Genomic DNA, 21,034 nt, shown 5'->3' with positions numbered 1-21,034 from the left:
TATATTTGATAGCCTATGGAGATTTCATGACCCAGCCTTCTACTTCTGATAACCGCTTACCCAGTGCTGACTTTACCTCAGTAGAGAGTAAGCCTATAGAAGGCAGTGCTAAGCAGTCGTCTATTTTGTCTGATAATAAGCAGCCTGCAATTGTACATCCTAATTTTGACCCCAATCAGTCTCCTGTAGACCCAGCGAGGTCTTTGTCTGATATTCCAGAGCCAACGCGGCGGCTAAATGGCCAATTGCGTAGGCTCTATGGCCATTCAGTGCGGTTTTATCAGCCTTGTGATGACAGCTTGTCTAAATGGGGATTGATTGCGTCAGAAGCTTTGGCTGAGCATTTGTCACTGTTAAGGGCAGCAAAGCTTGTCGAACTGCCAGCCAGCTTTTATCATAATAATAGCGAGCAGTCGCTATTATCGGCATTAAACCACATGAACTTGTTGGACATGTCAGACATCCAACCAGCGATTCGCGCTTATCCAACACTGCATCGTTATGGTTTTACTGGGAACGATAGTCCAGTAAAACCAATCGACAGTGCGGGTATCAATACTAAAAACATGGCGACTTCTCTGCGCGCCTTGACCAAACGTTATAATCCTGACGAGCTACTTAGTAGTCTGTATGCAGATGACTGGCAAGTAATATTGCAGCCGCAGCAGTTTGAGACAGGGGAAGGCAGCTTGGCTACCGATATTATGGCGTGTAGCGTCGCCGTACATGCGCTAAAGCAGTGTAGTACGCGTAAAAGTATCAATGAGCGCTATAGCGCGGCGCAGCTCTGTCAGCACGTACGCAGCTATCTGCTCGGTCAGATCGGTCTTGAGCCATCACAGCGCCATGCGTACCGTCAGATACGGGTTTTTGCAGGACATATTATTGTGGCTGCTTATCATCTAGGCTGGGACATACAAGTGCGGGCTGATGGAGAGTGTTATTTTAATGTGTCATCACGCAGTGGTTTGTTGACTCGTTATCCTAATATGCAAGATTATGACATCAATGGTTGGTCAAGCTGACCTGTAATGCGTACAATAATGCAAATTTTTTGCCCTTCTTTTTGCTAATAGGAAAGCCACAATGCCTAACGTTCAACATGCTCAAAACCCATCTTTTTCCTCTCATGCTTTTATTCAGCTGGCTTTGGACAATCAAGTGCTGAAGTTTGGCGAGTTTTTACTCAAGTCTGGCCGTATCAGCCCATACTTTTTTAATGCAGGCCTGCTTGCCACAGGTGAGATGTTATCGCTATTGGCGCGCGGTTATGCGGATGCCCTAGCTGAGCAAATAAGGGCGACAAATGGCGACAGTAATGAGCAAGAGCTGGTTGTCTTTGGCGCAGCTTACAAGGGCATACCATTTGTGGCAGCAACGGCGCAGGCACTATGGCTTCACCATGGTATCAATGCCAAATGGGGTTACAATCGCAAAGAAGCCAAAACCCATGGTGAAGGCGGTAATTTAGTGGGGGCGGATGTCAGTGGCAAAGCGGTTTGGGTGCTTGATGATGTTATTACAGCAGGCACGGCCATGCGTGAAGTGGTCGAGATTTTAGAACAAGCGGGGGCAAGCATTGCTGGTATCATCGTTGCCCTTGACCGTAAAGAAAAAGGTCAGGCGGAGCATTCTGCTATTCAAGAGCTTGCTGCAACACTACAAGTTCCTGTACGCGCCTTAGTCGATATCGATGATTTAATCAGCTATTTGGCAGATAAAAACAGTCAATATAAAGATGCTACCCAGCTGGCAAAAATGCAGCACTATCGTGAGCAGTATGGCGTATAGTTTGTTATAGAACGTTTTATAGGCGATACTTTTATTGGCTAAGAGAACGAGACGCTGCGATAGCGTCGCTTGTATTTATCTATTTATAGGACAACGTAAGTGAGCCTTACCATGAGCGCAGAAAATCAAAAAAAATCCTTAAACATCCTCATTATTATGGACCCAATTGAGCGGGTTAATTATAAAAAAGATACTAGCCTTGCAATGATGTGGGCCGCTCAAGATCGCGGACACCAGCTAGGTTATTGTCAGGTTCATGATTTATGGTTGGATCGTGGCCAATTGATGGTTGATACGCAACCTGTTACGGTAAGGCGTGATCCTCAATATTTTTATACGTTAGGCGACGTATCAACAGGTCCGGTCAGCGACTATGACGTGATTTTAATGCGTAAAGATCCGCCCTTTGACATGCGTTTTATTTATGCAACCTACCTGCTTGACCACGCCAAAGCGGCAGGTGTGCTTGTGGTTAATGATCCACAAGCGATACGAGATTGCAACGAGAAGCTATTTGCTACTTGGTTTAGCGATTATATGAGCCCGACGATTGTCACCAGTAAACAGGCGCACATTCGCCAGTTTATCGAGGAGCAGCAGGACGTTATTGTCAAGCCACTAGATGGTATGGGCGGTACAGGTATCTTCCGTTTAACGGCTGATAGCCCCAATATCGGCGTGACACTTGAGATTTTGACGGAGCTTGAGACGCTACCAATTATGGCACAGCGTTATTTGCCTGAGATCAAAGAAGGCGATAAGCGCGTGTTAATTGTCGATGGCGTCGTGATTGATTATAGCTTGGCGCGTATTCCCAGCAAAGGCGAGACGCGTGGCAATCTTGCCGCTGGTGGTAGCGGCGTGGCCATGCCATTGACCGACATCGAACGTCAAGTGGCAGAAGTGGTCGCACCCATTGTAAAAGAGAAAGGTCTGATGTTTGTTGGTCTGGATCTAATCGGCGGCCGGATTACTGAGATTAATGTCACCAGTCCGACTTGTGTACGTGAAATTGACGATCAATGCGGTACAAACATTGCGACAGATTTTATCATGGCCATTGAGAATAAATTGGCGATTTGAGCCAAGCTGCAATACTAGAGTAATTTATCCCTAAGGTATGAACACAATGCGCAAAAAACAGTTGTGCTAAGATACATCGTTAAAACGCGCCTCTTAAAACGTTGTTAGAAAATGACGTGGGGATGGTTGTTTTGCAGTATTCACTAAAGCCAAGCCGCGATTGCTCACGGCTTGGATTTTTGTTATTGACGATGCATAAAGTGCTATATATCGCCCCTCGATTTACACTATACTATGCGGGCTTTTACAGGGTCCTTATCCGACGATAACTGAGCGGGTTATAGGATAATAAGTCCTTCATATACATAAAGAAAAGATAGGCAGACGTTCATGAAAACACCGCATATACTAATGATGGCTGCTGGTACAGGCGGGCATGTATTTCCAGCCCTAGCAGTTGCTGAAGAATTGACTCAGCGCGGTGCGGTTATCCATTGGTTAGGGACGCCAAGTGGCATGGAAAACGGGCTGGTTAAACCGACTGGCTATGAGTTTCATGCTATTGATATGCAAGGGCTGCGTGGTAAAGGCGTAGGGCGCTTGCTAAAATTGCCGGTGACTTTGTTGTCGGCTGCGATGGCGACCATCAAAATTATTCGCAGCAATCAGATCGATGGGGTCGTTGGCTTTGGTGGTTATGTAACAGCACCTGGCGGCATTGCGGCACGTTTGACAAAAACCCCGCTTGTTATTCATGAGCAAAATGCCATCGCTGGGATGAGTAATCGCTATCTATCCAAAATTGCAACCAAGGTGTTGCAAGCTTTTGAGCATACCTTTGACAGCAGTGAGCAAGGCGCAAAGCTGGAAACAGTAGGAAACCCCGTGCGCAATGCCATTACTGGTGTGGTCGAGCCTGTGGCACGCTATGATATGAATGATGACTCACCACTTAAGCTACTAGTCGTGGGTGGATCACTTGGTGCGCGAGTATTAAATGATACTGTCCCAAAAGCGCTGGCGCTGTTAGAACGACCTTTTGACGTGCGCCATCAGTGTGGACGCAATAATGAGACAGCGACGCAAGCGGCTTATGCTGCTGAAGATTTAAGTGCTCATCAGTTCACTGTACAGCCATTTATTGATGATATGGCTGCGGCTTATAATTGGGCTGATGTTATTGTTTGCCGAGCTGGCGCGTTGACGGTCACCGAAATCCAAAATGTGGGGATTGCCGCTATTTTTGTACCACTGCCGCATGCGGTTGATGACCATCAAACCGCCAACGCTCGCACTTTAACGTCGCACGAGGCGGCGACTTTATTACCGCAATCAGAGTTGACAGCTCAGCGCTTAAGTCAGGAGCTTGCTGCACTTGATCGCCGTACTTGTTTAGAAATGGCAAAAAAAGGTCATGCCCTTGCTAATCGGCGTGCCAGTATGCAAGTTGCTGATATTATTTGGCAAACTCTTTAGCTTATATTTTAGAGCTGGTGATTCCTATAGCTCACATAACACATTATTTTGATGCACTAAATTTTATTTGCCTTTAACTTATTCGTCTTTAATAACGAGAAATTCTATGTCTACCTCTGCGAAAGCTCTACCCAAGCGTTTAATTGAAATACCAGAGATGCGCCGTATTCAGCATCTGCATTTTATCGGTATTGGTGGATCGGGGATGTGCGGTATCGCGGAAGTCATGAACAACCAAGGCTATCAAGTAAGTGGTTCTGACATCGCTGACAGCTTGGTTACTCAGCGTCTACAGCAGATTGGCATTAAAATATCGATTGGTCACGACTCTAAAAACATCGCCCATGCGGATGTCATTGTTGTATCGTCAGCGATTGATCGTAGCAACCCAGAAGTAAAAGCCGCACTTGAGGCACGCCTGCCAGTGGTACGCCGCGCGGATATGCTGGGTGAGTTGATGCGCTATCGTCATGGTATTGCAATTGCTGGTGCGCATGGTAAGACCACAACGACCAGTTTGCTGACCACGATGATGGCAGAAGGGCAGCTTGATCCGACGTATGTGATTGGCGGTAAGTTGAACGCCTCTGGCAAAAATGCCGCGCTGGGTAGTAGTCGTTTTTTGGTGGCAGAAGCGGATGAATCTGACGCATCTTTTTTATCGCTGCGTCCGATGGCAGCGATTGTGACCAACATCGATCAAGACCATATGGAAACTTATGGCAACAGCTTTGAGAAATTAAAAGCGGCTTACATTCAGTTTTTACACAATATGCCGTTTTATGGCTTGGCAGTCGTGTGCGGTGATGATCCAGAATTATATGCGATGATTGATGATATTGGCCGCCCAGTCCTCACTTTTGGACTTGAGCCGTTCAATGATGTCCAAGCCGTCGATTTGGTCACGGAAGGTACTAAGACGCACTTTACGGTATTGCGCCGTGACCGTGATCCCTTACGTTTGACGCTAAACATACCAGGGACTCACAATGTCTATAATGCCCTTGCTGCTATCACCATGGCGACCGATGAAGGGGTAGATGATGAGGCGATTAAACGCGCTCTGCAAAAATTTGAAGGGGTTGGCCGCCGCTTTGAGCAGCATGCGTCTGTAGATATTGATGATGGCAACGTTTTGTTAATTGATGATTATGGTCATCATCCAAAAGAAGTCGCTGCCACCATCAAGGCGGCGCGCCAGAGCTTCCCTGATCGTCGTTTAGTCATGCTGTTTCAGCCCCATCGTTACAGCCGTACGCGTGATTGCTATGATGATTTTGTTGAGGTGCTTTCTAGCGTTGATGAGCTATTACTATTAGAGGTATATTCAGCAGGAGAAAGTCCGATTACAGGCGCGGATACCAAATCACTAGCCCGTAGTATTCGTTTGCGCGGTGAAGTTGAACCAACGATTATTGATAAAAACAATCTGGCACCTGTTATGCAGCGATTATTAAAAGCCAATGACATGCTTATCACCCAAGGTGCGGGGAATGTGGGGCAAATCGCTGTCGATTTGGCTGCTAACAACCTTTATATCCAGTAAGTTAAAAAACTTTTAGGAACGATCCTCATGACGACGAATAACGCGCAAGAAAATACAAAGTTAGATAACACGAGCAGTCACGTAAAGGATGCTAGCTGCTTTGGTAAAGTAGCTGTCGTCTATGGCGGTAGTAGTAATGAGCGTAGTGTGTCTTTAGACAGTGGGGCGGCAGTATTGCAAGCACTACAAAACCAAGGCGTCGATGCGACGCATTTCGATCCTAAGCACCAAGATATTACTGAGCTACGGGCGTATGATCGCGTGTTTAATGTCTTACATGGTCGTGGCGGCGAAGACGGTTTGTTACAGGGTGTCCTGCAATGGTTCGAGATTCCGCAGACCGGTTCAGGTATTTTGGCATCAGCACTTGGCATGGACAAAGTCCGCACCAAGCAGCTATGGCAAGGTTGCGGCTTAGCAACGGCACCATTTTCGTTGCTAACGGCTGATACTGACTGGCAGCAAGTGGTCAATATGCTAGGGCTGCCGCTGATCATTAAGCCTGTACATGAAGGGTCTAGCATTGGCATGACGAAGGTTAACAATCTCGACGAGCTTCCTGCTGCCTATGCCACTGCAGTGCAGTGCGGTGATGAAGTGATGGCGGAGCGCTGGATAACTGGCCGTGAGTTTACGATTGTGATTATCGATGATGAGGCGTACCCCATCATCCGTCTTGAGCCTGCTGACATCACAAATTTTTATGATTTTGAAGCCAAATACAATCGTAACGATACCAGCTACTATATCCCGTGCGGGTTGAGTGATGCTGATGAAAAACATTTGCAGGCGTTAAGCCTTGCAGCCTTCCGAGCCGTTGATGCAAAAGGATGGGGGCGTATTGACGCCATGCAAGATGAAGCAGGCAATTTTTGGTTACTCGAAATCAACACGGTACCCGGTATGACCAGTCATAGCCTAGTACCGATGGCGGCTAAGGCTCGAGGTATGGATTTTGATGCGTTGTGCTGGCACATTTTAGCGCAGACATTATAGTGGTTTTCTACATGCAGTCCATTAATAAGCAGCACATTAGTAGATAGTCAAATACTCACCGCCAAGCTATGTTGATAGCGGGTAAATCACAATGAGTAAGAGCAGGGCAATGTGTCACTAGGGCTGCTATACCACAGCGTCGTGTAAACTTGTGTAAATTCATTGTCACTAGGCAGGGTTAGGCTATTGTTTGACCATAAAATACGTTAATATTGTAATTATTGGTCTATGCTCGTGATATGTATAGTTTCTATCGCTACAGCTTATGTGTGCTGTGTTAATTAAGAAAAATGTTACGTTTAAATGAGAGTAATGACACGAAATAAATCGTTTTATCTAACGATTTTGCTAATATATAGCCATATTAAGGCGATACGTTGGTCATCGTGTTCTAATCGCGTTTCCTATTCAATAGGTACGGTCAATAGGTACGATGAATATCAATGATTAGAGACGGTTTGCAGCTATGACCAAGCCACAAACAGGCCAAACCAGCAGCACCGCCTTGTTTTTAAAACGTTTTAACGCTCTAGATTTAATAGGCCTCTGCAAGATATGCAGACTTACATCAATAAATAGCATGATTATTTCTATGCAAATACAGGGACAAAGGTCGTTATGGCTCAAACTGTCAACGAAGTAACTGACTTGATGAGTGATAAAACCCGTCGCCCAAACCCTAAGCTGCAAGTACCGACTTCGGTCAAATATTTTTTTATGGTACTGGTGTTAGGGTTGTTAGTGTTAATATTGATAATGGGTGGTAAAGCGTTACGTGACGCGCCTCCAGCCGCCATTCATGTCAGCAATCAAGGCTTGACAGTGACTCAATATCGCTCATTACAACAGGTTATGGATCAGCAGAAGGTAAGCAGTTTTTTTACCTCTGATTTGCAAGCATTAAGAGATATTACGACTGGACTGGCTTGGGTTGATCAAGTGAGCGTCTCTCGTGACTGGCAACGCGGTATCGTGGTGACTGCACTACCCAAGCAAGCAGTTGCTAATTTTGGGACGGAGCGTTTGGTTGATGCAAAAGGTAACGTTTTTGTTCCAGCTGACAGTGAAGATCTAACGCAAGAACGCTTTGCTACCTTGCAAGGGGAGATTACGCAAGCACCCGTTATTATGCAGCAAATGCAGCAAGTCAATGATTGGTACGCGCCACTTGGTGTACAAGTTGAAGACATTATTTTGTCGCCAAGAATGACGTGGCTGATTCGTTTCGATAATGGCTTACGGGTCATTGTCGATAATGAAAACACGGCGCAAAAGCTCTTGAGTTTAAGTCAGTTGCTAGGTAACCAATTGAAAGAGCGTCGGGACGAGATACAATCTGTCGATTTGCGTTATAAGAACGGCTTTACGATCGCTTGGGATATGACTCAGCCACAGAGTGATGAATCATGATGGCGATGGGTAGTAGCTCACAAAACTGATGAGCGTTGACTTTAGATGGCGCAGTTTTGATAGCACACAATAGTGAATGTACAACATCATAGCGTATTGATAGCGCTTTTTTTAATGATCTAATGGGGAGCTCTTCGGACTTCCTGTTTAGCAATAATTTGTCTGGTACCATGAAAAATACTGAAAATCTGGTTGTTGTCCATCTAAGTGCCACGGCAGTTTATGTCGTCATTGGCAACGTTGTCTCTGCAAAAGACATTCGTATTTTGGGCGTAGGGCAAGTTAAAAACAGCGATTTTTACCAAGGTCAAATAAAACATCGTGAACGTCTGCAAGGTGCTATCAAACAAGCCATCCAAGAAGCAGAAGATACGGCTAATTGTCGCGTCCACAGTGTGTGGTTGACCTTAGCAACACCTGAATTATCGAGCAAAAACAGTGCAGGCGACGTGCGAGTAGAAGATGACGTTGTACGTGCCAAAGACATGGTGCAGGCGTTGTCCAATGCCAAGTCACGTGACCTGTCATCTGATTACTATTTGATGCACTGTTGCCAGCAAGGTATCTATGTCGATGAGCAAGACTTTATGGTGGATGATGCGATCGAGATGATGGCGCATAATATCACTGTGATGTATCACATGATGATGATGCCTGTCTCCAGCCGCCAAAACATCCAAAAACTATTGCAAAGCTGTGATGTTGGCATTGATCATATCGTGTTTGATGCGGTGACCAGTGCCGAGTACAGTTTAATGAGCGACGAGCGCCAGCAAGGGGTTTGTTTGGTAGACATTGGTGCCAGTACCACCAGTATTTGCGTTTATAAAGAAAATAAGCTGATTTTTACCCATTGTATAGCGACGGGTAGCCATGAAGTGACGATGGATATCTCAGCCGACTTTGGTATCTCAATGATCGAAGCTGAAAAGCTGAAAAAGACGCATGGCACTGTCGATGTCAACAGTGTTGATCCCAGCTCGTTTTTTATATTTAGGCCCCAAGGTACAAATGATGAGATCAATATTGGCGTCTATAATCTAGCACGTATTATTGAAGCCCGTTATATCCAGATATTTACGGAAGTTGCCCGTCAATTGCATGACGCTGATCTGATAGGATACATTGATAAAGGTATCGTGCTTACTGGCGGCGGTAGCGTCATCAAAGGCATGATACCTTTTGCTAAAAAATTGCTCAAAATGCCCGTGGTACTAACCAATACTCACCCTGCAATCAGTGCTTATAACCACTTTGACAATGACGAGTCATTTAAGCAGCTGAATATTCAGGTCAATGATCGCGCTTATCAGACAGCATTTGGTACACTATTATACAGCCAAAGCGAGCAGTTCCGCCGTAGTGAAAAAAGTGAACCTGAAGCGATTCAAAAAAATCGAGTCACGGGTGTTTTTCAAAGTGCAGGACAGCGGTTTGCAAGCGTGCTAAAAAAGATACTGTAGTTTTGCGGCATTAGATACCTAAGTCTTTAGGACGTAAATCTTGAGAAAGGTAAATCTTGAAAAAGATCGTATCTTGCAAGGTACGCTCAAATGGTTTGCGCAAAAAATTAAGTAACATTCGAAGTAATACCCTGATTGGTGACGACAGATTTTGTCTACACTGAATCATTTAAGCCATAGTCCTGTTTTATTTAAATACATTTATATATAGTGTGTCGATAGCGCGCCGTATGTGTGCGTTACCACGTATCGACCATTACGCTATCTGCAACTGGAGAATCTTTTTTATGTCAAAATACACCATGCCAGATGATAACCAGCTTCAAAATAACGGCCAAGCGAGCTTCACTGTATTCGGTGTGGGTGGTGGCGGCGGTAATGCGGTTGAACATATGGTACAACAAGGAATTAGAGGTGTAACGTTCGTCTGTGCTAACACGGATAAACAAGCGCTTGATCGTTTAACCGCTCCGCATAAACTACAACTTGGCGCAAAAACAAATCGTGGTCTAGGTGCAGGTGCTAATCCAGAAGTTGGACGTGAAGCAGCAGAAAGCGAAGAAGAAGCCATTCGCGCCCTGCTTGAACACTCTGACATGGTGTTCATTACTGCTGGCATGGGCGGTGGCACGGGTACGGGTGCAGCGCCAGTGGTTGCTCGTATTGCCAAAGAAATGGAAGTACTGACAGTCGCGGTCGTCACCACTCCATTTAAGTTTGAAGGTGGTAAACGTATCAAGGCGGCTAAAGCTGGTATCGAGCAGTTGACCAACTTCGTGGACTCTATCATTACTATTCCAAATGATAAATTAATGAGTGTCTACGGCAACATCTCTATGCAAGATGCTTTTAAAAAGGCAGATGATGTGTTGCTACATGCCGTTCAGGGCATTGCTGAGACGATCGCCAGTGAAGGTATGATCAATATCGATTTTAACGACATTCGTACCGCGATGACAGCCAAAGGTCATGCAATGATGGGTATTGGTCGTGCTAGCGGTGATGATCGTGCGCGTCAAGCAACTGAAAAAGCCATTAGATCACCACTACTGGACGATTTACGTTTAGAAAATGCTAAAGGCTTATTGGTCAACGTGATTTCTTCTGAATCTTTATCATTGGATGAGATGAGTAAAATCAGTGCAATAGTGGAAGAAATCACTGATATCGATGAAGCTCATATTTTCTATGGTTCTGTGATCGATGAAAAAATGGGTGACGACTTGCATGTAACCGTGATCGCAACTGGTTTGACGTTAGATGAAAATGCGGGTCAAGAGCCTGAAGTAGTGGAGCAGCCAGTTCCTTCTGTAAACAGTACTCAGCCTGTCGATCCGAATGTGCATACCAGTGCGCTAAACAGTCAAAAGCAGTCGCAAGCGCAGATGTATCAAGACAGTACGGTACGCCCAAGTGCGCCTCAAGAGCAGCCTAAAACGAAAACCAACAGTATTCAAGACTATCTCAAGCGCCAACAGAATAAATAATGGTTTGAGGTGTTTTTGCATGCAAAAAGCCAGCGCTGAGTCGCTGGCTTTTTTGTGCCCGATCGATCCGTTTTATACTGACAAGGCGTTTGGTTATGTAGGCGGCGCTACTGCCACTTGTAACAAGTCATGGGGTAAGGCAACTTAGAATTGTAAATATTTGCGTAAATTTAGCCGTTTACATAGCGATTATTAGGTTAATAAAAGGTAAAAAATATCAAGGGTTATAGGCGATAAGTGTTATCAATCAAGGAGATAAGAAAATTATTGAGTTTTAACTATGGCGAACTAAGGGTAGGTAATGGTACACTATGGCAATTGTAACAAAATATGTGAGAAAACAGCCATGAACCAAAGAACCATAAAAACTGCGATAGCTGTTACAGGTATTGGTCTTCATAGTGGTCAGCCTGTTGACTTAGAGTTTCATCCGCAGCCCGTTGATACGGGTATTGTCTTCGAGCGCTCCGATATCGAAGGCAGTAAGCCTATTCCAGCCAGTGCCTTTTTAGTACAAGACACTATGATGTCATCAAACCTAGTGTTTGGCGGCACACGTGTTGGTACGGTTGAGCATCTACTCAGTGCAATTGCCGGACTTGGAGTAGACAACCTCTTGATTCGAGTATCGGCGTCAGAGATCCCTATTATGGATGGTAGTGCTGCACCGTTTGTTGCGCTGTTACTTGACGCAGGGTTCTGTGAACAGGATGCCTTAAAAAAGTTTATAAAAATTGTACGACCAGTACGTGTAAAAGTAGAGGATAAATGGGCAGAACTGCGCCCTTACGAAGGGTTTGAGTTGAATTTCGAAATTGATTTTAATCATCCGGCCATCGATAAAAACTTTCAACACGCCCAATTACAGTTCTCGACGCAAAATTTCATTGAACAGTTGAGTTCCGCTCGTACTTTCGGTTTTTTACGCGATATTGAAGCCTTACGTCAGAATAATTTAGCGTTAGGTGGCAGTATGGACAATGCTATCGTCATCGATGAAGCCAATATTCTTAACGAAGAGGGCTTGCGTTTCAACGATGAGTTCGTTCGTCATAAAATTTTAGATGCGCTAGGAGATTTATATCTGATTGGTTATCCAATTTTAGGCCGTTTTAACGCTTACAAATCTGGACATGCCTTAAATAATTTATTGGTGCGTGAGATATTATCTGACCCTGATAATTTTGAAATTGTAACTTTTGATGACAATGTAACCTGTCCGATTCAGTATTTGCCTATGGAAGGTTTGGCTGTTGAGGGATAAATACAGGAATATACAGGAAGTATCGAAACATTTACGCAATATTACATAATCAGGCGATAATTACATTCTCATAATATTCAATATTATGAATATATTGTTTAGTTAATCTTAACCATCATGCGTTAGGGTAGAGAGTGCAAAAGCTATAGGCGATTTATAAATCATCTGTGGGTGCTGTTCATGATATGAATGGCACCCACAGATGATTTTTTTTGTTTGCGCTATTACAAAAACCCAGCGTTGGTAGCGCCATTTTGGGTTTTTAATTACATAACTTTACATAGTAATACGAAGTTTTCTAATGATTGACCAAGCGCAAAAGGGCTTTTTTGAGGTTTTCGTCAGTGGTGACATGCTCTGCGGCCTGTGATATAGTCCGCTTTGTGTTTTGGCTAAGGGCCTGATTTTCATTGGCTTTACAAGGCTTCGATAAGCTTGCTGATAACGCTGTTGATTGTTTAGATGAATAATTATCAGCCGATGTTCTCGCTACTACGACGCGAATTTGCTTGAGTTGTTTAAATGTAATTGAGTGCTCTGTTAACACTTGCAAATAAGCGCTTTGTAAATAGCGGATGTGATTCGCAGCAGTCATCGAACCGACACTGAGTGTTAACTGCTCAGAGGTTAAGCCTACGACCCAACAGGTATTGAGGATTTCCTCAGGTAGACAATCTACCAATAGCTCTTTTACTTCATTGGTCGCTTCTATATATAGCCGCATGTTATCAGCAAGTGTTTGAGGTAGTGCGCTACCAGCAAAAGCTTGATGATCTATAAGCTGGGCAAGCCGATTAGGCTGTTTTTTTGACATCGTAATGACTCATCTAATAGGTGACAAACTCGATACTTAGAACAGGCATGCGAAAAGCGACATATAGCAAACGATTTATGGGGCAGTTGACTAGACGCACGATGATACTGGCACTAGTCACTCTGTAGAGAGAGCGAACTGTTGTAACAAGGATTTTATCATGTTTGTTTGATGATTATATCCTCTAAATTAATTGATGCTTTGTCATGGATGACGAGCGCTCTTGTATTAACAATAGGTAGTAAATTTATGAAACAAGCTTTATTAATTTTGTCAGTATTGGGAATGGGTATCGCACAGACGAGTGGTGCTGCCGAAACGACTTTACAACCAAATAATACCTTGAGTCATACCATCACAAATATTTCTACTTCTGCGAACTACGGTTCTAGTCGCAACATCTATAGCACCAACAGTGGCGCTCATGTATATAGTAACGATGAGATCAGTCAAGCCATTGACAATTTAAGCGCCCACGCCAAGCAAAAAGAATATCAGCTTGCGTCACTAACCAGTCGCTTATCTTATGAGCAACGTCAGCAGCAAGCCAGCCGTGTGCCTGATAGTAACTCTGCGCCTGCTATTGCAGCAGCACGTGCCTCACGAGTGGCGCTGTCTAGAAGCTCTGGCTACTGTGCCCGCTATGTCCGTAAAGCGCTACAATCAGCCGGTTACGAGTTTACTCCTAATCCTTCAGCTTACCAGTACGCCTCGCGCGGCACCCTTGCCCAAGCAGGCTTTACTAAAATTAGTAATGATATGGCCCCTCAAGTGGGTGACGTTGTGGTTTATGATCGTAGCTCAAACCGTCCACATGGTCACATTCAAATCTTTGATGGTAATGGCTGGGTATCTGACTTCCGTCAAAACAGCATTAGCCCGTACAGTGGGGTACATAGTTACACCACGTGGCGTGATTCGCAGTACGTAGATGATGCCTCAGACCGTGGTATCTACCTTGCAATGGCGGATAAATAAACATCCGTTAGAAAAACTAAGCGAACAGTTTTCTCCAAACCCAGTAATGCTCTTTATGACATTGCTGGTTTTTTTTGTGTGCTAGATTTTGAGATTTCATCAAAAAAAGGGCTTTGATTGGCTCATGTGCTTCGTTTTGGTCATTATTTAGAGCAGGTATGTCACCCCATGAGGTTATAGCTTAAATTTTGACCAGTGCTGGCGATTGTGAAAGTCAGGCGGCGAGGCATGGCTTGGGGCAAAATACAAAGTTGTCTTACCAAATTTCAAGATTACGCAAGGATGTATGTGCTCAATTGTAGTATTTGCGATAGCGTACTGTTGATTGGGTAGTTGGGTCAAAGGCAGACCAATACGTCGCTTGTAGCTTACAAGCTTAGAGGCGGTTGGTGGTTCGCTATATAAAGGCAATTCAACGTCGTCGATCCAATCAATACGTGCAAGCGTGCGGCCATCTGTTTGATACAAAGGTGTTGGCGGTAAGGCCGCAGGGTGACGATAGCGCTCAAACTGATAAAGGGCATAACGTCCATCTGGGCTGGCGTTCATTTCAATGTAAGACTCTGTACTGACAGCACAAGCAACGCCGTCGTTGCCCAGTAAGCTACCCGCGATAAAGCACTCAAGGCAGGTGTCTTCCCATAAGTAGTCAAAAAAGCCGACTTTTGCGGCTTGCCATATCGGCCAGGTGAGTTGATTGGCCAAAGACTGGCTTGGTAGGGTGACGTGATAGGTTAGCTGTAAATGTAATGCGGGCTGTCGCACAACATGAGCACTGACCCGAACACAGATACGTTTTAAGTCCTCTATGGATGACCCCAGCTGTTGGGCATCACTGCCTATCGTCTCAGTGGCGATGCAGAGGGGAAAGATTTGGCTCATAAGCGGATAAGACTCAAAGATAACAATAACGAGAGAAAAGGTTACTTGTCATGTGATTCAATACTAAAAAACAAGGCAGTCCATGACAAGTAGGCAATATAAAAGCCGCGAGCAAGTTGCATCGCGGCTTTTAGGTTTTATCATCACTATTTGCTTATGATATAAGCAGCTACCGTGATTAACAATACGCTTATCACTACGAACTACTGCGCGTGACGTGCTAAGTTAGACAGCTTTGGATTGGCGTTTGGGTTTTGACGCAGCAAGAGTGCCATGCGGCCAATAGAATGAACCAAAGAGGCATTTGCAGCCGCAGCAAGCTCAGCACCGATGACATCACGCTCTTCTTTTGTGCCCGCAGGCAGCTTCACTTTGATGAGTTCATGATCTGATAAAGCACGATCAATCTCCTCAATGATGGTTGGGGTCACGCCTTTGTTGCCAATCATGACAATCGGTTTTAGCTCGTGACCAATGCCTCTTAGGCGTTTAATTGTAGCGTTATCGAGTTCCATAGAATTCCTAAGTGTTGATAAAAATAAAAGACAGTGCTATTGAGAGCAGTTAATGACCATTATAGATAATCTGTGGTCATCTTGCATGAGATCAGCAGGATTTTGCACGATTTTACGTGATGAAAATGTTAAACTGAATGTTTAGTCACATTATAAACGCTACTGTCTTATAAAACAGTGTTTTAACCAATAGATTTGGTCAGTTTAAGACCATAAAACAAATTAATAGCCTGATTGAACACCTATCTACAAGAATCGCACTCATAGGGAAAATATTTCTAAAGTGTAGTAGCGATTTAACAGGTGTGTATTCGTGTTTTGCAAAGTGAGAGGAGCAGGTATTTTGGCCACGCGTATTGAAAACAAAAAATTGTCAAAAAGCAGTAGTGCTTGGATGAAAGAGCATATTGACGATCATTATGTGCAAAAGGCCCAAAAAGACGGCTACCGTGCTCGTGCGGCTTATAAGCTATTAGAAATTAATGAAAAAACCAATCTTATCAAAAAAGGCATGACGGTCGTAGATTTAGGCAGCGCTCCCGGTAGTTGGTCGCAAGTAGCCAGCCAACTGGTGGGTGAAAAAGGGATTTTGATTGCTTCTGATATCCTACCTATGGATGCGCTTGCCGATGTCACCTTTATTCAAGGCGATTTTCGCGAAACAGAAGTGTTTGAGTCGATTATGGCCGAGGTTGGCGACAGACAAGTCGATGTGGTGCTCTCCGACATGGCGCCCAATACAGCGGGCAATAGCGCTATCGATCAGCCACGCATGATGTACTTGTGCGAGCTGGCAGTGGACTTTGCTTTGGCAACCTTACCAGAAGGTGGCGCGCTTATTATGAAAGTGTTTCAAGGGGAAGGTACGCAAGAATTACGCAAGCAGATGCAGCATGATTTTAGTAAAATTCGTAGTATTAAACCTGGCGCGTCACGGCCACGTTCGAAAGAGATGTTTTGGATTGCTATTAAATAGTTTTAACATCAATGAGTTACTGGTCTTGCAAGTGCAATATTGAACCACCATACAGTACCCTAATTAGAAAATGAAAAGCGCTACAATCGTTAACTGAATAAAAGCGAAACTTGCTTGAATTATGCAGGTCAGCACCACATATCATGGTATATTAACTTTGTTTAAGCATACGTTTTAGGCAAAGTCGTCTGATAATAACCGCTTAATGTGCTCGTTTTTTATTAAGTTAGATCTATTGCAACATTTTTGTTGTACAAGTCTGAGTCAGAAGTTTTGATATCAGGATATTTAGTAAGATGAGCAATGCGTTTATAGACGTCACGTGTTTAGTAAACACACCAATAAGTAAGGGATGGGAATAACTAGTGAGCGACATGGTAAAAAATACCTTATTGTGGCTGGTGGTAATCGGCGTTTTAGTGCTGGTGTTTAGCGGTTTTGATCAGTCATCTGAGCCGGATAGCCTTAACTACTCTGAGTTTGTGACCGCTGTGTCAGAAAACCAAGTAGCCAGTGTTGAAATCGATGGCGAGCAGATCACCGGCGAGAAGAAAAATGGCTCCTCTTTTGAGACCATTAGACCAGCTGTGTCAGATGATGAGCTGATGCCAATGCTGCGTGAGAACCAAGTCGAAGTCCAAGGGACTGCACCAAAGCGTCAAAGCGTATTGATGCAATTACTGATAGCCAGTTTCCCAATACTCTTGATTATTGGTTTGTTTTTATTCTTTATGCGTAATATGCAAGGTGGTGCTGGCGGTAAAGGCGGCGGCCCTATGAGCTTTGGTAAATCAAAAGCCAAAATGCTAACTGAAGATCAAATCAACGTCAATTTTGAAGACGTGGCTGGCTGTGAAGAAGCCAAAGAAGAAGTGGTCGAAGTGGTCGATTTCTTACGCGACCCAGATAAGTTTACCAAACTTGGGGCAACGATTCCTCGCGGTATCTTGATGGTCGGTCCACCGGGTACAGGTAAAACGCTATTGGCAAGAGCCATTGCGGGTGAAGCTAAGGTGCCTTTCTTCTCAATCTCAGGTTCTGACTTTGTTGAGATGTTCGTTGGTGTCGGTGCCTCACGTGTCCGTGACATGTTTGAACAAGCGAAGAAAAGCGCGCCTTGCATCATCTTTATTGATGAGATTGATGCGGTCGGACGTCACCGTGGTTCTGGTATGGGCGGCGGTAATGATGAGCGTGAGCAGACCTTGAACCAGTTGTTGGTGGAAATGGATGGTTTTGAAGGCAATGAAGGGGTGATCGTTATTGCTGCCACCAACCGTGCTGACGTGCTTGATAAGGCGTTGTTACGTCCAGGTCGTTTTGACCGTCAGGTACAAGTGGGTTTGCCAGATATCAAAGGTCGCGAGCAGATCTTAAAAGTGCATTTGAAAAAACTGCCAAATACCATTGCTGTCGATGCAGGCTCTCTTGCCCGTGGTACGCCTGGCTTTAGTGGTGCCCAGCTTGCTAACTTGGTCAACGAAGCGGCGCTGTTTGCTGCCCGTCGTAACAAGACTAGCGTCGATATGAATGACTTTGAAGATGCGAAAGATAAGCTGTATATGGGTCCTGAGCGTAAATCTATGGTGATACGCGAAGAAGAGCGCCGTGCAACCGCTTATCATGAAGCCGGTCATGCCTTAGTGGCTGAGTTGCTACCGGGTACAGATCCTGTGCATAAAGTCACGATTATGCCTCGTGGTTTTGCCCTTGGTGTCACCTGGCAGCTGCCAGAACACGACCAAACAAGCATGTATAAGACAAAAATGCTGAGCGATATCGCTATTTTGTTTGGCGGTCGTATTGCTGAAGAGGTCTTTATCAATCAAATGTCAACGGGTGCCTCTAATGACTTTGAACGTGCGACTAAAATGGCACGCGCAATGGTCACTAAATATGGGATGTCAGATGCGCTTGGTATCATGGTGTATGAGGATGATGACAGCTCGCAAGGTTACTTTGGTTCTAGTAGCCGTACGATTTCAGAAGCCACTCAACAAAAGGTCGATGAAGAAGTACGCCGTATGCTAGAAGAGCAGTATGATATTGCCCGTGAATTGATCGAAGGCAATCAAGAAAAAATGCATGCGATGGTTGATGCCTTGATGAAGTGGGAAACCATTGATCGAGATCAACTGCAAGATATCCTAGCAGGTGAAGACCCTCGGCCACCAAGAGTTTATCAGCATAACGAAGTAAACTTATCAAAAAATGATATCAAGACGTCTGGTTCAACACCGCCACCGTTACCAGCGATGTAATGAATCGATAGTTGATAGAAAAAGCCCTTTTTAATAAAGGGCTTTTTTTGTGGGTCTCATTTATGAAGGGTTTAGGACAGAGTAGGATTTACTGGTATCATAGATAAAATAGTAACAAACCGAAATTTCTTAAAAATTTACTTGTGATGGATGGATTATGTCCTTGTTTCAACCTTTACCCCCTTACAAGATAGTAAGTCGTGATAAAACCTTAGATTTATCGTCGCCACATGTTATGGGTATTCTGAATGTAACGCCAGATTCTTTCTCGGATGGTGGGCAGTTTAATGCCGTAGATAAGGCGGTGACGCACTGTCAAAAAATGATAGAAGAAGGCGCTAGTATTATTGATATTGGCGGCGAATCTACTCGTCCAAATGCGGATACTGTGGCCACTAATGATGAGATACAGCGTGTCGTACCCGTGGTTCAAGCAATCAGGCAGCAGTGCGGGAATGATATCTGGTTGTCTATTGATACCAGTAATCCAGCCGTGATGCAGGCAGCTTTTGAGGCGGGAGCTGACATTTGGAACGATGTACGTGCCCTAAAACGTGAGGGCGCGACAGCAGTAGCGGCTGAGCTTGATATACCTGTGATGCTCATGCATATGCGCGGTGAGCCAACGACGATGAACGATCTTGCGCAGTATGATGAGGTGGTTAGTGACGTGACGACAGAGCTTTTGGCGCGTATTCAGGAGGTAACGAGTCTTGGGGTCAAGCAGGAGAAAATCATCATTGACCCAGGCTTTGGTTTTGCCAAAAACTATGACCACCATTGTGCCTTGTTAAGTCAACTTGAACAGTTAAAAGTACTTGGTTTACCAATGATGTTTGGTATTTCACGTAAGCGTTTTTTAGCGGAAGTGCTTAGTAAAAGTGACGTAAAAGCAGTCGCTAACACTCAAGCAGTAGAGCGCGATGCAGTCGGGACTGCTGCTGGCATATTTGCGCTACAGCAGGGGGCCAGTATCATTCGTACCCATAACGTGGCGATGATGCAGCAAGCAGTGGCGTTGTGGCATCAGTTATCTACCTATCACGGTCGTTAGTAGCGCTTTGCGGTGCTTGGCACTTGAGGTTACTGTCTCATGCTATCACTATGTATCAGCCCGATCCAAAACTAAGATCAGTTTTCACAACCGCAGTAAATACACTAACAGAATCCCTCTAAATGAACGAGAATCTCTCTATGAATATCACTCAGCCTGAACCTACCAATGAGCAGCGCCGCATTATTTATCAGGCGCGTCGCGGACTAAAGGAATTGGATTTTTATATCGACCCTTATGTCAAAGAGCTGTATCTAACAGCAGATCCTGCCGAGCAAGAAACGTTTGCGCAAATGCTGACTCATGAAGATCCTGATTTGTTGGATTATTTTACCAATCAAAATCGTCCAGAAGATGAAGCAATATGGACGTTGGTCAATAAAATTAAAACGTGGCGTCATACCAAAGATTTGACGTAATGTAATGGTTAACGTTTTCTTTGGTGCTCATACATGACTTCAACAGCCCCATTGCGTATTGATACGGCTATCCAGCCGGCCAGCTACTTACGTTTAGTGCTGTATATTGGGTTAACCAGCGTTATGGTTGTACTTGCATGGCTTGCTTCTTTAGTTCTGTGGCAGTATGTGGTCATCTTAATAGTTGCTGCCGCTGTGACTATCTATCTGACATTCTCACGACCGATACTGTTGCACTTTAGTCAGCCACCGCTTAGTCAGCGTGTCGACAGACAGTGGCAACTCCTGATGCGTACTGGACGTGGTGATGAGCTATGGCAGGCACAACTAATCAATGTGCATCGCTATCAGTGGGCGATGAGCTTTGAGTTTACTATAGTAGAACCTTATAGGCGGCCTTTATCAGTGACAGTGTTTCGCGATCAAGTGGGTGCGGATCAGTGGAGAGAGCTGAATGTTTTAGCCAGTGTGAGCGCTGATAAAACAGGGTAAACACCGACTTTTTTCCGATAGTCGATTGCCTCTATAAGCTTACGCATGCCTACATGTCATAACAAAACACCTATCTCGGTGGTTATAGAGATTTGTTATATTGCAAGATAACGATAAAGCGTATCAGCCAACCGTCTTTTTCATCATGTGCTGATTAGTGATCAGTGTGGTTAGAAAGAAACAGTGG

General features: G+C 44.6%; 20 protein-coding genes. 17 read left to right on the top strand and 3 right to left on the bottom strand.

Annotation, left to right across the window (positions count from 1 at the left end):
* Window positions 1-26 precede the first annotated feature (26 nt).
* The 11 genes from B2P60_RS08505 to lpxC all read left to right on the top strand — a co-directional run bounded on the left by B2P60_RS08505 (window position 27) and on the right by lpxC (window position 12,456).
* Entirely contained in the window at window positions 27-1,025 is a 999-nt protein-coding gene (locus B2P60_RS08505) for a hypothetical protein (RefSeq protein WP_286740748.1), read from the top strand.
* A gap of 61 nt (window positions 1,026-1,086) precedes the next feature.
* Window positions 1,087-1,791, top strand: a complete 705-nt coding sequence (gene pyrE / locus B2P60_RS08500; RefSeq protein WP_286740745.1) for an orotate phosphoribosyltransferase — start codon at window positions 1,087-1,089, stop codon at window positions 1,789-1,791.
* Window positions 1,792-1,902: 111 nt separating this feature from the next.
* Window positions 1,903-2,874: a glutathione synthase gene (gene gshB / locus B2P60_RS08495; RefSeq protein WP_198333888.1), complete on the top strand. Its 972-nt coding sequence runs from the start codon at window positions 1,903-1,905 to the stop codon at window positions 2,872-2,874.
* A gap of 330 nt (window positions 2,875-3,204) precedes the next feature.
* On the top strand, window positions 3,205-4,290 hold the full coding sequence (murG, locus tag B2P60_RS08490) for an undecaprenyldiphospho-muramoylpentapeptide beta-N-acetylglucosaminyltransferase (protein ID WP_286740730.1): 1,086 nt from the start codon (window positions 3,205-3,207) through the stop codon (window positions 4,288-4,290).
* Between the two features lie 106 nt (window positions 4,291-4,396).
* The gene (gene murC / locus B2P60_RS08485) at window positions 4,397-5,836 is read left to right on the top strand and encodes a UDP-N-acetylmuramate--L-alanine ligase (RefSeq protein WP_193005330.1); all 1,440 of its coding nucleotides are present in this window, start codon (window positions 4,397-4,399) and stop codon (window positions 5,834-5,836) included.
* A gap of 27 nt (window positions 5,837-5,863) precedes the next feature.
* The gene (locus B2P60_RS08480; RefSeq protein ID WP_286740716.1) at window positions 5,864-6,832 is read left to right on the top strand and encodes a D-alanine--D-alanine ligase; all 969 of its coding nucleotides are present in this window, start codon (window positions 5,864-5,866) and stop codon (window positions 6,830-6,832) included.
* A 618-nt stretch (window positions 6,833-7,450) separates the two neighbouring features.
* Window positions 7,451-8,242, top strand: a complete 792-nt coding sequence (locus B2P60_RS08475; protein WP_286740709.1) for a cell division protein FtsQ/DivIB — start codon at window positions 7,451-7,453, stop codon at window positions 8,240-8,242.
* 170 nt (window positions 8,243-8,412) lie between these two features.
* Window positions 8,413-9,705 carry a cell division protein FtsA gene (gene ftsA, locus B2P60_RS08470; protein ID WP_286740706.1) on the top strand — a complete coding sequence of 431 codons (1,293 nt, stop codon included), beginning with the start codon at window positions 8,413-8,415 and terminating at the stop codon, window positions 9,703-9,705.
* 287 nt (window positions 9,706-9,992) lie between these two features.
* Window positions 9,993-11,192: a cell division protein FtsZ gene (ftsZ, locus tag B2P60_RS08465; RefSeq protein ID WP_193005334.1), complete on the top strand. Its 1,200-nt coding sequence runs from the start codon at window positions 9,993-9,995 to the stop codon at window positions 11,190-11,192.
* Window positions 11,193-11,211: 19 nt separating this feature from the next.
* Entirely contained in the window at window positions 11,212-11,340 is a 129-nt protein-coding gene (locus B2P60_RS08460; protein WP_265088170.1) for a hypothetical protein, read from the top strand.
* Window positions 11,341-11,538: 198 nt separating this feature from the next.
* Window positions 11,539-12,456, top strand: coding sequence for a UDP-3-O-acyl-N-acetylglucosamine deacetylase (gene lpxC / locus B2P60_RS08455; protein ID WP_193004779.1), 918 nt, complete (start codon window positions 11,539-11,541; stop codon window positions 12,454-12,456).
* A gap of 298 nt (window positions 12,457-12,754) precedes the next feature.
* Here lpxC and B2P60_RS08450 read toward each other — a convergent pair whose 3' ends face one another.
* Window positions 12,755-13,270, bottom strand: coding sequence for a hypothetical protein (locus tag B2P60_RS08450; RefSeq protein ID WP_286740702.1), 516 nt, complete (start codon window positions 13,268-13,270; stop codon window positions 12,755-12,757).
* 249 nt (window positions 13,271-13,519) lie between these two features.
* Between B2P60_RS08450 and B2P60_RS08445 the strand changes: the two genes are divergently transcribed.
* Entirely contained in the window at window positions 13,520-14,248 is a 729-nt protein-coding gene (locus B2P60_RS08445) for a CHAP domain-containing protein (protein WP_193004777.1), read from the top strand.
* A gap of 174 nt (window positions 14,249-14,422) precedes the next feature.
* Here B2P60_RS08445 and B2P60_RS08440 read toward each other — a convergent pair whose 3' ends face one another.
* Window positions 14,423-15,130, bottom strand: a complete 708-nt coding sequence (locus tag B2P60_RS08440) for a hypothetical protein (RefSeq protein ID WP_286740689.1) — start codon at window positions 15,128-15,130, stop codon at window positions 14,423-14,425.
* Window positions 15,131-15,333: 203 nt separating this feature from the next.
* Window positions 15,334-15,645 carry a YhbY family RNA-binding protein gene (locus B2P60_RS08435; protein WP_193004775.1) on the bottom strand — a complete coding sequence of 104 codons (312 nt, stop codon included), beginning with the start codon at window positions 15,643-15,645 and terminating at the stop codon, window positions 15,334-15,336.
* 343 nt (window positions 15,646-15,988) lie between these two features.
* Here B2P60_RS08435 and B2P60_RS08430 point away from each other — a divergent pair, with 343 nt between their 5' ends.
* The 5 genes from B2P60_RS08430 to B2P60_RS08410 all read left to right on the top strand — a co-directional run bounded on the left by B2P60_RS08430 (window position 15,989) and on the right by B2P60_RS08410 (window position 20,847).
* Window positions 15,989-16,621 carry an RlmE family RNA methyltransferase gene (locus B2P60_RS08430; protein WP_193004774.1) on the top strand — a complete coding sequence of 211 codons (633 nt, stop codon included), beginning with the start codon at window positions 15,989-15,991 and terminating at the stop codon, window positions 16,619-16,621.
* A 365-nt stretch (window positions 16,622-16,986) separates the two neighbouring features.
* Window positions 16,987-18,882 (top strand): ATP-dependent zinc metalloprotease FtsH, encoded by a 1,896-nt coding sequence (gene ftsH, locus B2P60_RS08425; protein ID WP_286740686.1) that lies wholly within the window; start codon window positions 16,987-16,989, stop codon window positions 18,880-18,882.
* A gap of 157 nt (window positions 18,883-19,039) precedes the next feature.
* Window positions 19,040-19,936 (top strand): dihydropteroate synthase, encoded by an 897-nt coding sequence (folP, locus tag B2P60_RS08420; RefSeq protein ID WP_198333895.1) that lies wholly within the window; start codon window positions 19,040-19,042, stop codon window positions 19,934-19,936.
* A 140-nt stretch (window positions 19,937-20,076) separates the two neighbouring features.
* Window positions 20,077-20,355, top strand: coding sequence for a succinate dehydrogenase assembly factor 2 (locus tag B2P60_RS08415; protein ID WP_230710868.1), 279 nt, complete (start codon window positions 20,077-20,079; stop codon window positions 20,353-20,355).
* A gap of 33 nt (window positions 20,356-20,388) precedes the next feature.
* Window positions 20,389-20,847: a hypothetical protein gene (locus B2P60_RS08410; protein ID WP_230710869.1), complete on the top strand. Its 459-nt coding sequence runs from the start codon at window positions 20,389-20,391 to the stop codon at window positions 20,845-20,847.
* Window positions 20,848-21,034 lie beyond the last annotated feature (187 nt).

The sequence above is a fragment of the Psychrobacter sp. UBA3068 genome, assembly GCF_002366815.1.
GTDB lineage: Bacteria > Pseudomonadota > Gammaproteobacteria > Pseudomonadales > Moraxellaceae > Psychrobacter > Psychrobacter namhaensis.
The sequence above is the reverse complement of the archived record's forward strand: the minus strand, read 5'-3'. Positions and strand labels throughout refer to the sequence as shown.